A 13,237-nucleotide genomic window follows, 5' to 3' on the forward strand; every position below is an offset into this window, starting at 1 on the left:
CATGGCATTGCTGGACATCTCCGACCTTCACCTCTCGATGCGCAGCTTCGAGGGCGAAACACCGATCCTCAAGGGCATCGACCTGACCGTCGAGCGCGGCCAGATCTGGGGCGTGGTGGGCGAAACCGGATCGGGCAAATCGCTGACCGGGCTGACCATCTCGCGGCTGCTGCCGACCACCACCGCGCGCTATACCGGCGGGCAGGTGCGCTTCGACGGCAAGGACGTGCTGCGCGCGAGCGACCGCGAGATGCGGGCGCTGCGCGGTGGGCGCATCGGCATGATCTTCCAGGACCCGACGACCAACCTCAACCCGAGCTTCCGCATCGGCACACAGATGGTCGACGCGGCGCTACACGCGGCGCGCGACAAGCCCGAGATCCTCGGCCTCACCGGGCGCGAGTCGCGCCGGGCCCGCCGCCGCGCCGCCTGGGATGCCAGCGTTGCGCTGCTCGAGAGCTTCGGCCTGCACGACGCTGCGGACCGGATGACCCGCTTCCCGCACGAGTTCTCGGGCGGCATGCGGCAGCGCGTGCTGATCGCCATGGCGATGATCGGCCAGCCCGACCTGCTGATCGCCGACGAGCCGACCACCGCGCTCGATGTCTCGGTGCAATCGCAGATCCTGCGGCTGATCCACCGCCTGGTCGAGGAGCGCAACATCGGCGTGATGTTCATCACCCACAACCTCGGCGTGGTGGCGCAACTCTGCTCGCATGTGGCGGTGATGTACCGCGGCCGCATCGTCGAGCGCGGTCCGGTGACCAGTGTGCTCAAGGCGCCCGAGCACATCTATACCCGCGCCCTGATGGACGCGATCCCGACCGCGCGGGCCCAGATGGACACCCTGCGCGGCATCGACGGGCCGCTGCGCGACCGCATCGAGGCCGAAATCGCCGCTACCGCAAAGGAGGCCGCCGCATGAGCACGCCGCTTCTCAAGATCGAAGGCCTGGGCCATGTCTACGGCGCCCGCCGCGGACTCTTCGGCACCTCCCCCGCCTTCCGCGCCTTGACCGGCATCGACATCTCCATCGCGCGCGGCGAGAGCTTCGGACTGGTCGGCGAGAGCGGCTCGGGCAAGACGACGCTGACCCGCAATATCCTCGGGCTCGAACGCCCCTCGGAGGGGCACGTGCTGTTCGACGGCCACCCGGTGATCGACCTCGGCCGCGGCGGCGAGCGCCGGCTGCGCCGCCGGATGCAGATCGTCTTCCAGGATCCGCAGGCCTCGCTCGACCCGCGCATGACGATCCACGACACGATCGCCGAGGCGCTGGTGGTCCACGGCCCCGACCTCGGGATCGCACGCAGCGGCTACACCCGGCGCGTGCTCGACCTGCTCGAGGCGGTCGGCCTTGGCCGCGAGCACCTCTATCGCCACCCGCACGAATTCTCCGGCGGCCAGCGCCAGCGCATCAACATCGCCCGCGCGCTTGCAGTGGAGCCGGAACTGCTGATCCTCGACGAGCCGACCTCGGCGCTCGACGTGTCGGTGCAGGCGGATATCCTGAACCTCTTGCAGCGGCTGCAGAAGGAGCTGGGGCTGACCTATTTCTTCATCAGCCACGACCTCGGCGTGATCCGCTACACCTGCGACCGGGTGGCGGTGATCGAACGCGGACGGATCGTCGAGCAGGGCCCGGTGGCCGAGATCTTCGATACCCCGTCGCAGGAGTACACCCGCAAGCTGATGGACGCGATCCCCGACCCCGACCCGGACCTTTCGCCGCTGCGCCGCCTCGGCTGACCTGCCGGGCCGCGCGGCCTTGTCTCCTGACCTCCGGAGGCGGCTATGCACCGGCCTCCGGCAGCGCCGCCTCAGCTCCCGCTGGCGGTGCCGCGTGCCGCCCGCACCACCGGATGGTCCGGCCGGGCCAGCCCGAAGCTGTCGCGCAGCGTCGTGCCCTCGTATTCGGTCCGGAACAGGCCGCGGCGCTGCAGCTCCGGCACGACTAGCTGGCAGAAGCTCTCCAGCCCGTCCGGGGCACCGGCCGGGCTCAGCGAGAAGCCGTCGGCGCAACGGGTCTGGAACGCCTCTTCCATGAAATCCGCGACCGTCTGTGGCGAGCCGACCACGGCGAAATGCGCGGCTCCGCCATTCGCGAGACGGTCGTGCATCTGCCGGATGGTCATCCCCTCGCGCGCCATCTCGGCAAAGGTGTGATACTGGGAAATATGCACAACCTCGGGATCCTCGAAGCTGGGGATCGTGTCATCGACGTCGTAACCCGAAAGATCGAGCCCGGCCAAAGCGCTGGACACCATGGCCTTGATCAGCTTCGGATGCGCCAGCGAATTGAGGTAGTCCGCCTTCTGCCGCGCAAGCTCGTCGGTTTCTGCGACGCAGACGTAGAGCCCTGGCATCATCTTGAGCTGCTCCGGCGTGCGGCCGTATTTCGCCATCCGGCCCTTGATGTCGGCATAGAGCGCGCGGGCGCGCTCGAAGGTCGGCTCGCCGGAATAGACCGCATCGGCATTGGAGGCCGCCAGTTCCCGCCCCTGCTCGGAGCCGCCGGCCTGGAACAGCACCGGGTAGCCCTGCGGCGGGCGCTGCTGGTTGAGCGGCCCGCGGACCTGGAAATGCGCGCCCTCGTGGTTCAGCTCGTGCACTTTGGCGGGGTCGTAGAAAAGCCCCTCGGCCTTGTCGAGCACCAGGGCGTCATCCTCGAAACTGTCGAAAAGACCGCGGACGACGTCGAGAAACTCATGCGCACGGGCGTAGCGCTCGGCGTGTGGCGGCAGATCCTTCAGCCCGAAATTCGCCGCCTCGGCCGGGACATAGGACGTGACCACGTTCCAGCCCGCCCGTCCGCCGCTCAGGATGTCGAGTGAGCCCAGGAGCCGCGCCATCGTGTAGGGGTTGGAATAGGTGGTCGAGGCGGTCGCCACGAGCCCGATCCGCGAGGTCACCGCGGCCATCGCCGAGAGGATGGTGAAGGGCTCGAATTTCACGTTGTAGCGCGCCGTGCGGCTCAGCGTCTCCGGATCGCGCGCGCTGAGCTGGTTGCTGTCGGGCAGGAAGATGGCGTCGAGCTTTGCCGCCTCGGCGACCCGCGCGAGGTGCAGCACGGCCTGCAGGCTCTGCGAGGCATTGTGCGCGGCCCCCGGATGGCGCCAGGCGGAAGTGTGGCTGCCGTAGCCATTGGCGATGGCTGCGATCTTGATCTGGTCCGTGCGCGACATGGCTCTCTCTTTCGTGGTCTGACCGGGCGGCGGCGTGCCGGCCGCCCGGCGGATGATGACTGCGGGACGCGGCGCGGGCCCCTCGGCCCGGCGCGCGCCTGTAAGGTCCGGGCCCCGCCAAACGGCGAGGCCCGACCGGTCATTCGAAGGCGTGAGGGTAGTTGGCGCGGGCGAAGTCCTCCGAAATGTAGCCATCGGAGAGATCCTCGAGCACCGCTTCCTTCGGGCGGGCCGCAGGGGCGCCGTAGCCGCCGCCGCCGCCGGTCAGCAATTGCAGGACACCGCCTTTCGGCACCTTGTATCGGGTGGTCTTCGGACGATCGTCGAGCCGGCCGTCGGGGTGCAGGATGCGGGCGTTGTTCGGGCGCCCCTCGCCGCCGCCCTGCAGGCCCCAGGGCGCGGTCTTCGAGCGTTCGCAGACCGTGGTGATATAGGTGTCCTCGAGCATGCGGAAATGCAGGTCGATCCCCGCCCCGCCCCGCCATTGCCCGGCGCCGCCGCTGTTCTGCGCCAGCGCAAGCTGGTCGATGAGCCACGGGTTGCGCTGTTCCCAGACTTCGATCGGGGTGAAGCGGGTCGCGCTCTCGCCGATGTGCAGCATGGTGCCGCCGTCGCCGCCGTTCCACGCGCCCTGTCCGCAGGGATGCGGTGCGCCGTCGGTCCAGGGCTCGCCGGTCTCCTCGCGGGTGCCCCACCAGACCACCGAGTCGATGCAGCCACCGGAGCAGGCGGGCACCGCGTCCGGCATGGCGCGCGAGACGGCATTGTAGATCACCTCGACCGCCTGCAGCGCCGGCCAGCCATAGAGGAAGGAGGGCGCCGGCGGCTCGGGGTCGAACATACTGCCGGGGCGGGTGATCACCTTGATCGGGCGGAAATGCCCCTCGTGCGGCGGCTCGCCGTAGCCCGCGAGCATGGTGATCGCCACCCGGCTCGCCGAGATGGTCGAGGGCAGCGGGCAGTTGACCGGCCCCTCCTGCGCGTCCGGCACCTCGGAGAAGTCGAGCGTCACCTCCGAGCCCTTGACCTCGATGACGACCTCGAAGGGGATCTTGTCCGGGTTGATGCCGTCATCGTCCATCACCCCCTGCCCGACGTAGCGCCCGTCAGGGATCTTCTCGAAGTAGCTGCGGACGATCGCCTCGCCGTGGTCGAACATATGCGCCACCGAGGCGTCGAAAGACTCGAGCCCGAAGCGCTCGACCACCTCTAGCAGCCCGCGCAGACCCACCCGGCAGCCGGTGACCTGGGCGTCGAGATCGCCCTTCACCGCGGTCGGCACGCGGGTGTTGGCGATGACCATGCGGAAGATGTCGTCGTTGAGCGCACCCTTCTTGTAGATCTTCACGCCGGGGAAGATCACGCCTTCCTGGAAGGTGTCGGTGGTGTCGGTGCAATAGGGGTCCTTCGCGCCGATATCGAGCCAGTGGCCCTTGATCGCCGTGTAGCCGATCAGCTTTCCGCTGTCGTGGAACACCGGCATGATCACCGCCATGTCCTGCGGGTGCGAGCCGGTGCCGAAGGGCCAGTTGTAGAGCAGCACGTCGCCGGGATCGAGCTTCTCGACGCCGCCGACGTTCTTCACCGCCTCCTCGATGCAGAACGACAGCGTGCCCATGAACAGCGGCAGCGAGGGCGCCTGCGCCAGCATGCGGATCTTGTCGTCGTAGATCGCCACCGCGAAATCGAGCACCTCGTAGATCACCGGCGAATAGGCGGTGCGCACCAGCGCGCGCTTCATCTGGTTGGCGGCGGAGTTGAGCGCGTGGCGCACCACCTCCGTGGTGATCGGATCGGCGGTGCCGGCGGTGGGCAAGCCTGCCTGACCGGCATTGTGGATCACAGGGTCCTTGCGTTTCATTGCTGCACCTCCCGGTTCAGGATCATCTCGCCCATGCCGCCGATGTGGATCGTCCACCCGGCGTCGACGAAGGTTGTCGTGGTTTCTTCGGTGACGATGGCCGGCCCGGGGAGGCTGCCGTCGATGTCGGCCCGCGCGATCACCGCGAAGGGCCTGCGTTCACCATGGGTGAAGGAATAAACCAGCAACTCGCGCGCCGCCCCCTCCCCTGCGGTGGCGCGGCTGGTGCCCATCGCCCGCTCGGGCAGGCGCACGGCGGTCGCGGCGCGCACCGAGACCAGTTCGACGTTCTCGTTCATCGTCGCGCCGAAGGTTCGCGCGTATTCGGCGACGAACTCGTCGCGGATCACCTCAATCGGCTTGCCGAGCTTGCCCCCCTCGATCGGCACATCGATCGAGAGCCAATGCTCCTGCCCCTTGTAGCGCAGGTCGAGCCGGGCGGATTTCTCGGCGGCGTCGGCGTGGTGGTCGCTGCGCGCCTCGAGCGTGTCGAAGAGCCCGCCGAGCGTGCCGTCGATCTCGTCGATACAGCCCGGCACCAGGTCGAGGATGCGGGTCAGCGCCGCCGATTGCACCATGTCCGCCCCCAGCAGACCCCAGGCCGAGAAGTTCCCCGCCAGTGGCGGCACGACGACCTTGTTCATCTTCAGCTCGTCGGCCAGCAAGGTGCCCATGAGCGGCCCCGCGCCGCCGAAGGGCAGCAGGGTCATCTCGCGCGGGTCGAGCCCCTGGTCGACCGAGATCTCGCGCATCGCCATGGCCATGGCCGCCGAGGAGATCCGCATGATGCCTGCCGCCGTCTCCTCCGGGCTGGTGCCGATGCCGTCGCCCACGGACTTCAGCGCGGCTTCCGCGTTGCCGATATCCAGCGTGATCCCCGAGGCCAGATCGCCCGGCCCGAGCATCCCGAGGTAGGCCGCGGCGTCGGTCATCGCAGGTTCGGTGCCGCCCTTGCCGTAGCAGGCAGGCCCCGGAACCGCGCCCGCCGAGCGTGGGCCGACGCGCATCAGCCCGCCGGCGTCGACATAGGCGACGGAGCCGCCGCCGGAGCCGATCGACCGCACGTCGACCCAGGGGCTCTGGATCGGCATGTTGTCGATCTCGCCCTCGAAGAGGATCTGCGGCGCGCCGTCCAGAACCAGCGCAGTGTCAAAGCTCGTCCCCCCCACGTCGGCGGTGACGACCGCCGAGAGCTCCAGTGCCTTGGACAGCTCGACCGCCCCCTGCACGCCGCCCACCGGGCCGGACATGATGGTCTCGAACGGGCGCTCCTCGGCCTCGGTGAAGGTCATCGAGCCGGCGCCGGAGCGGGTGATCAGGCTGGTGCCGGTGAAGCCCAGCTCGCGCAGCTTGGCATCGAGCCGGCGCAGGTAGTTCGACATCCGCCCGCGCACGAAGGCGTCGATGCAGGTGGTCGAGGTGCGTTCGTACTCGCGGTACTCGCCCGAAATCCGGTGCGACAGCGACACCCCGCCCGTGAAGCCGAGGTCGCGCAGGATGCGCTCGACCTCGAGCTCATGCGCCGGGTTGGCATAGGCGTTGATCAGTGACACGGCAATGGCGTCCACCCCGGCCTCGATCAGCGCGCGGCCCGCGGCCTCGACCGAGCCGCGGTCGAGCGGCGCCCATTCCGCGCCGCTCGCCATGATCCGGCCGCCCACCTCCAGCCGATGCCGGCGCGGCACCAGCGGCACGGTCTGCTTCCAGAAGAGGTTGTACATCTCGGCCCGGTCGCCGCGACGGATCTCCAGCACGTCGCGGAAGCCCTGCGTGGTGATCAGGCCGATCTTCGCGCCGCTGCGCTCGAGCAGGGCGTTGAGACCCACCGTCGTGCCGTGCAGGAAGAACTGCGCCGAAGCGATGATCTCGGCCGGTACGTGCTGGCGGATCGCGTTGATCACCCCCTCTTCGGGAGCCGAGGGCACGGTCGGCACCTTGCCTTCGAGCGTCTGGCCGGTGGCCTCGTCGAAATACACGAGGTCGGTGAAGGTGCCGCCGATGTCGACACCAATTCTGGTAACCATGGCAATATACTCCTTGCCCCGGCACGCGCGGTGCGGCGGGGTGCTCCGCGTCTCAGCGGGTGGTTTACGAGGCGCGGCGCGCGCGCCTCGCGAGGCGGTAAGGGGCGCGCGTTGTCAGGCGCCCGCCCGGATGGCCCGGCGCAGCGCGTCTTCTTCCTCGCTCGCCACCGGCACCGAGCCGATGAGTTCGCGGGTGAAGCCGGCTTTCGGCGCCGAGAAAATCTCTTCGGTGCTCCCGGTCTCGACCTTTTCGCCGTGTACGAAGACGCTGATCCGGTCGGCCAGCGCGCGCACCACGGCAAGATCGTGGGTGATGAAGATGTAGGTCAGCCCGCGCTCGCGCCGCAGCCGGTCGAGCAGGTTCAGCACCCGCGCCTGCACCAGCACGTCGAGCGCCGAGGTCGGCTCGTCGAGCACGATGAGATCGGGATCGGCCGCCAGCGCGCGGGCGATGGCGACACGCTGACGCTGCCCGCCCGAAAGCGACGCCGGCGTGCGCCGCGCCATCTCCGGGTCGAGCCCGACCTCCTCGAGCAGTTCACGCACCCGCGCATCGCGGCCGGAGCGCGGCCCGATGTCATGCACATCCAGCGGCAGGCGCACCGAGGCGCCGATCCGCCGCCGGGCGTTGAGCGCCGAGAGCGGGTTCTGCTGCACGAGCTGGATGCGCCGCCGCAGCGACCTGTCGCGGTCCTGCCGCAGCGGCTTTCCGTCGAAGATCACCTCGCCGAAGGTCGCCGGGTAGATGCCCAGCACGATGTTCGCCAGCGTCGACTTGCCGGAGCCGGACTCGCCGACAACGGCATGGCACTCGCCCCGGCGCACCTCGACCGAGACGTCCTGCAGGGCCTTCACCTCGTGATCGCCGACGGTGAAATGCTTGGACAGGCGCACCGTGCGCAGAAGGATGTCCTCGCTCATGTGCGCAGCTCCTCGGGTTCGCCGCAGCCCTCGTGCACGATCAGCGGATCGCGGAAGGCGGGCTCGTGTTCGGGCAGGTCCGGCAACCCGCCGCCCACCAGTTTCGGCGCGGCCGCCAGCAGCGCCCGCGTGTAGGGATGGCGCGGATTGCCGAAGAGCTGATCCACCCGGCCGTGCTCGACCAGCTTGCCGCGGTAGATGACGTAGACCCGGTCGGCAAACTCGCGCACCACCGAGAGGTTGTGCGAGATGAACAGCACGGCGGCCTGCTTCTTGGTCACCATCTCGTCCATCAGCTTCAGCGTCTGCGCCTGCACCGTCACATCCAGCGCGGTGCCCGGCTCGTCGGCCAGCAGCAGCTCGGGCTCGTTGACCAGCGCCATGGCGATCATCACCCGCTGGTTCATGCCCCCCGACAACTGGAACGGGTAGCTGGCGAGCGCGCGGGCAGGATCGGGAATGTGGACCTCGGCGAGCGCGGCCTCGGCCGTCGCGCGGGCCTCGGCATCCGACACGTGCCGGCCGCCGGCGCGCAGCACCTGCGCGAAGATCTCGCCGATTCGGAACACCGGGTTCAGCGCCGACGTGGGATCCTGGAAGATCATCGTCACCCGGTGACCGCGCACGCGGGCCAGCGCACGCGGGTCGCGGGTCGCGTCGATCCCGGCGACCTGCACCAGACCCTCGATCAGCGTGCCACGCTCTTGCTGGAGCCTGCCCAGGGCAAGCTGCGCCGTCACCGACTTCCCGGAGCCGGACTCGCCCACCAGCGCGACCTTCTCGCCGGCGTTCACGTGGAGCGAGATGCCGTGCAGCACCTCTGTCACCTGGCGCCCCTTGCGGAAGGCGAGCTTGAGATCGCGTATGTTGAGAACCGGATCGCTCATCTCACACCTCCGCATCGAAGGCTTCGCGCAGCCCGTCGCCCAGCAGGTTGAACCCCAGCACGAGAAGCATGATCGCCAGCGCCGGGAAGATCGACAGCCACCAGGCGTCGGGCATATATTTCGCCCCGTCCGCGACCATCGAGCCGAGGTCGGGCGTCGGCGGCTGCACCCCGAGGCCGAGGAAGCTCAGCGACGAGACCATGAGCACGACGAAGCCCACGTCGAGGGTGATCTTGGTCAGCACCGCCGGGGCGCAGTTGGGCAGGATCTCGCGGAACATGACGTGTGAGGAGGAGGCGCCGATCACCTCGGCGGCCAGCACGTAGCCCTCGCGCGCCTCGGAGCGCACGACGTTGTAGACGAGCCGCGTGTACCAGGGCCACCACATCACCGTGACGGCGAGCATGGCGTTGGTCAGCGTGGCGGGCAGGAAGCCCATGATCGCCATGGCCAGCACCAGCGGCGGGATCGCCAGGAAGATGTCGGTGAGACGCATGATCGCGAATTCGATCCAGCCGCCCTTGTAGCCCGCGAGCAGCCCGAGGATGACGCCCACGGGCATGGCGATGACCAGCACCATCGCGGCCATCGAGAGCGACAGGCGGAAGCCATAGATGATCCGGGTCAGCAGATCGCGCCCGATGGTGTCGGTGCCGAACCAATGCGCCGCCGAGGGCGCCTGGTTAATCGCGGTGAAATCGCCGATCGGCCCGACATGGGTCGGATAGGGCGTGATCACGTCGGCCAGAAGCGCCAGCCCGACGCAGAAGACCACGAGCACGAGGCCGAGGATCGAGATCGGGTTCGATCGGAACTCGGCCCAGGCGATGGATTGCGGGCGGCTGCTCATGATTTTGCCCTCCTCTCGGACAAGCGGATGCGCGGGTTGATGATCGAGACGATCACGTCGACCACGAGGTTGGTGATCAGGAACATCGCGGCGATGACCATGACCGTGCCGACGATGGCGTCGAGATCCTTGCGCAGGATCACCTCGACCCCGTAGCGCGACAGCCCCGGCCAGACGAAGACGCGCTCGACGAGAAAGGCGTTTGCCAGCATCGCCGCGAAATCGAGGCCAAGAATGGTCAGCGTCGGAATGAGCGCCGGGCGGAACGCGTAACGCCGGGCGATCTTGCGCTCGCTGAAGCCATAGGCGCGGGCCATGTCGATATAGGGCCTGCGGTAGGTCTCGATCATCGACGAGCGGGTCAGCCGCGCGGTCTGGCCGATGCCCGAGAGCGCGAGCGCCGTGGCCGGCAGGATAAGGTGGTAGAGCGCGTCGAAGAAGGTGCCGAGCTGACCGGTCATCAGCGCATCGAGCGTGTAGAATCCGGTGATCCTGTCCGGCGCCACGACGCCGGTCGAGAGCCGACCTTCCAGCGGGAACACCGGCCAGATGTAGGCCAGCAGCAACTGCAGGATCACCCCCCAGACGAAGGCCGGGGTGCAGACCGCGAGCACCGACAGGAGCCGCGCGAGGTGATCGGGATAGTGCCCGCTGTAGCGCGCCGCGACCCGCCCCAGCGGCAGGCCGATGAGGATCATCAGCGCTCCCGCCACGAAGACGAGCTCCAGCGTCGCGGGCAGATAGGCCGCGATGTCCTGGGTCACCGGGCGGCGGGTGTAGAGCGAGGTCCCGAGGTCTCCCTGCACCAGGTCACGCAGGAACCAGCCGTACTGCACGATGATCGGATCGTTCAGATGCCGCGCCTCGCGCAGCGCGTCGACCATCTCCTGCGAGGCGTTGGGGCCGAGCGCGATGCGGGCCGGATCGCCGGGCACCACGCGGGCCACGAAGAAGATCAGCATCGACACGCCGACGAGGACGAGCAGCGAAATCGCCAGACGATGGGTGAGCAGGCGCAGGATAGGTCCCATGGCTCAGAACTCCACGCGATTGGCGATCGCGGCGGGCGCGAAGGCGGGGTGGTCGAGATCCTGCGCGGCAGGGGCGATCGCGCCGCCGACCCGGCCGGGCCGCCAGCCGAAGGACTGCGAGACATGCGCAAGGTGCTCGGCAAGGGCGAAGGGCGCGCGTACCGCGTCGATCAGCGGCACGCCGAGGCGGTCGCCGATCGCCGCCGCGGCTTCGTATTCCAGGGTGCAGCCCAGCAGGATCGCCTCGGCCCCCTCGGTCTCGATGGCGGCGCGGGCCTCTTCCTCGACGCGGCGGGCCGTCAGACCCGGATCGCAGGCGAACTCGGTGGGCAGGAGCCCGAGCGGCCGTACCGAGGTGACCCGGTGGTCGAGCCCGTAGCCGCGGATCCGGCGCGTGATGTGAGAGGCCGCCTTGGCCGTGGCCGACAGGATCGTGCAGCGGCTCGCCAGGGCCCCGGCGAGCTCGAGGCCCGCAGTGCAGGGGGCGGTGACGATCATGTCTCCCGACACCTCGCGGGCGGCCTCGAGGGCGGTGTCGTAAAAGCAGCCGATGACGTAGGCGTCATACCCCTCGGCCCGGGCCTGATGCGCCAGCCGCACGATCTGCGGGATCGCCATGGCTTCGAAGGAATCGTATTCCAGATGCGGCGGAACCGCGTCGGCCGCGAAGGAAACCACGGTCCCTGTCGTGCCCGCACGGGCCGCACCGGCCAGCTCTGCCGCAATGCCCGCGTCGTAGTCCGGGCTGCCGCCGGGATTGACCCAGAGGATGCGCATGTCTTCACTCCGTGACTGAATTTCTTGGGTGCGTGGCGGCGCAAAACGCGCCGCCACGCGGGTCAGATCAGTCGTTGATCTGCATGTCCTTGAAGAGCATCGAGTAGCTCGACAGCGGGTAGCGGCTGTCGGCGTTCGACAGGTTCGGCACTTCGACGCCGTTGCGCACCGCGTAGACGCCGGTGAACTCGTAGGCGAAGATGTCGGGCGCGAGGTCACGCAGCCTGAGGTTGAGCTCGCGGTAGATCTCGGCGCGCTTGGCCTCGTCGGTCTCGGTGCGGCCCTGGGTCAGCAGCTCGTCGACCTCGGCATCCTCGAGATGCTCGGCGGACATCCAGGTCGGCGGCACGGTCGAGCTGTACATGTTGAACAGCAGCGAATCCGGGTCCGGGGTCAGCGCGCTCACGGCGATCTCGACCGCATGCGGCGCGGTCTCGGGCTTGGTCACCTGCTCGGACACCAGCGCCCAGGGCGTGCGGATGACGTTCACCTTGAAGCCGAGCTGGCTGAAGGTGGCCTGCATGAGCAGCGCCAGACGCTCGCGGGCCGGCACCTCGGCGATCCACGCGATGTCGAGCGGATACTCGGCCGGGTCGTACTGGCACTCGGCCAGTTCGGCCTTCGCCTTGTCCATGTCCTGCGCGAAGGCCGGGGCGTCGACGTCCGAGCCCAGCAGGCCCTGCGGCAGCGCGGCGTTCATCGGGATGCCCTGCTTGGCGTCTTCGGTCACCGTCAGAAGCTGCAGCGTGGTCTGGTAGTCGTAGGCGTACATCAGCGCCCGGCGGCAGTGCACGTCGTCGAGCGGCGCACGGGCGGTGTTGAGCTTGATGTACTCGCCGGTCGCGCCCGGCTCGAGCTCGAGATGCACGGTGCCCTCTTCGGCCATCGCCTTGTAGACTTCCGGCGGCAGCCAGAGCGAGGAGATGTCATGCTCGCCGCGGGCCATGAGCGCGCGGACCGTCGAGGCCTCGAGCGAGTAGCGGTAGGTGACCTCGTCGGGCGCCGCGGGATCCACCGCCTCGCCGCCGTAGTTCGGGTTCGGCACCATGACCGTCTCGATCTGCGGGTCGTGCTCGCTCACCTCATAGGCGCCCGAGCCGGCGGAGTTCGCCGAGAGCCAGTCCGAGGCGTAATCGCCGAACTCGCCGAAGCTGCCCTCGCCCTGGTGTTCCTGCACCAGCTTGCTGTCGACCACCCAAAGCCGCGCGGTGGCGCCGAGGAAGGGCGCAAAGGGGCCGTCGAGGGTGAACTTCACAGTCTTCTCGTCCACCGCCTCGACCGATGCGACGCGGCCCTGGAACAGCGACGACGCGCCCTGGCCAAGCGCCATCAGGCGGTTGAAGCTGTAGACCACGTCCTCTGCGGTCACCGGGTTGCCCGAGGCGAAGGTGGCGCCGTCACGCAGGGTGAAGGTGTACTCGAGCCCATCGATCTCCCACGACGCTGCCAGCCAGGGCTGCACGCCGGCGCCGCCCTTCTGCGGGTAGACCAGCCCCTCGTAGAGGTTCACCGCCAGAACGGTGTCGGCGTAGTCCGTGCCCTTCGCCGGATCGATCTCCCCCACGGCGCTCTCGTCCAGGCGCAGCGGACGCTCTTGGGCGTGGGCCCCGCTGGCCAGCGCCAGCGCCGCCGTGCAGGCCAGGAGCGGACCTGTCAGGTTCTTCATCATGATGTCAGTTCCTCTGTTGGTCGTTGCTGTTC

General features: G+C 68.7%; 11 protein-coding genes. 2 read left to right on the forward strand and 9 right to left on the reverse strand.

Translation table 11 applies throughout. From position 1 onward, the window contains the following. Position 1 precedes the first annotated feature (1 nt). Complete coding sequence (locus tag LC039_RS16720; RefSeq protein WP_226626550.1) at positions 2–925, forward strand: ABC transporter ATP-binding protein; 924 nt, start codon at positions 2–4, stop codon at positions 923–925. Continuing rightward, entirely contained in the window at positions 922–1,749 is an 828-nt protein-coding gene (locus tag LC039_RS16725) for an ATP-binding cassette domain-containing protein (protein WP_226626552.1), read from the forward strand. Before LC039_RS16720 ends, LC039_RS16725 begins: the two co-directional genes overlap by 4 nt. A 71-nt stretch (positions 1,750–1,820) precedes the next feature. On the opposite strand, the gene LC039_RS16730 is transcribed toward LC039_RS16725, so the two are convergent. The 9 genes from LC039_RS16730 to LC039_RS16770 form a co-directional block, all read right to left on the reverse strand. Next, positions 1,821–3,185: an LLM class flavin-dependent oxidoreductase gene (locus tag LC039_RS16730; protein WP_226626554.1), complete on the reverse strand. Its 1,365-nt coding sequence runs from the start codon at positions 3,183–3,185 to the stop codon at positions 1,821–1,823. Between the two features lie 139 nt (positions 3,186–3,324). Next, positions 3,325–5,046 carry a hydantoinase B/oxoprolinase family protein gene (locus tag LC039_RS16735; RefSeq protein ID WP_226626556.1) on the reverse strand — a complete coding sequence of 574 codons (1,722 nt, stop codon included), beginning with the start codon at positions 5,044–5,046 and terminating at the stop codon, positions 3,325–3,327. Beyond that, complete coding sequence (locus LC039_RS16740) at positions 5,043–7,070, reverse strand: hydantoinase/oxoprolinase family protein (RefSeq protein WP_226626559.1); 2,028 nt, start codon at positions 7,068–7,070, stop codon at positions 5,043–5,045. Before LC039_RS16740 ends, LC039_RS16735 begins: the two co-directional genes overlap by 4 nt. A gap of 114 nt (positions 7,071–7,184) precedes the next feature. After that, positions 7,185–7,991 (reverse strand): ABC transporter ATP-binding protein, encoded by an 807-nt coding sequence (locus LC039_RS16745; protein WP_226626562.1) that lies wholly within the window; start codon positions 7,989–7,991, stop codon positions 7,185–7,187. After that, entirely contained in the window at positions 7,988–8,878 is an 891-nt protein-coding gene (locus tag LC039_RS16750) for an ATP-binding cassette domain-containing protein (protein WP_226626563.1), read from the reverse strand. Before LC039_RS16750 ends, LC039_RS16745 begins: the two co-directional genes overlap by 4 nt. 1 nt (position 8,879) lies before the next feature. Continuing rightward, on the reverse strand, positions 8,880–9,728 hold the full coding sequence (locus LC039_RS16755) for an ABC transporter permease (protein ID WP_226626565.1): 849 nt from the start codon (positions 9,726–9,728) through the stop codon (positions 8,880–8,882). Continuing rightward, entirely contained in the window at positions 9,725–10,759 is a 1,035-nt protein-coding gene (locus LC039_RS16760; RefSeq protein ID WP_226626567.1) for an ABC transporter permease, read from the reverse strand. The genes LC039_RS16755 and LC039_RS16760 overlap by 4 nt, the downstream gene beginning before the upstream one ends. 3 nt (positions 10,760–10,762) lie before the next feature. Next, on the reverse strand, positions 10,763–11,536 hold the full coding sequence (locus LC039_RS16765) for an aspartate/glutamate racemase family protein (protein WP_226626569.1): 774 nt from the start codon (positions 11,534–11,536) through the stop codon (positions 10,763–10,765). Positions 11,537–11,603: 67 nt separating this feature from the next. Further along, a complete protein-coding gene (locus LC039_RS16770; protein WP_226626571.1) occupies positions 11,604–13,202 on the reverse strand; it encodes an ABC transporter substrate-binding protein in 1,599 nt (532 codons plus the stop codon). Between the last annotated feature and the right edge of the window lie 35 nt (positions 13,203–13,237).

It is taken from the genome of Alloyangia pacifica (assembly GCF_020524285.1).
GTDB classification, from domain to species: domain Bacteria; phylum Pseudomonadota; class Alphaproteobacteria; order Rhodobacterales; family Rhodobacteraceae; genus Salipiger; species Salipiger pacificus_B.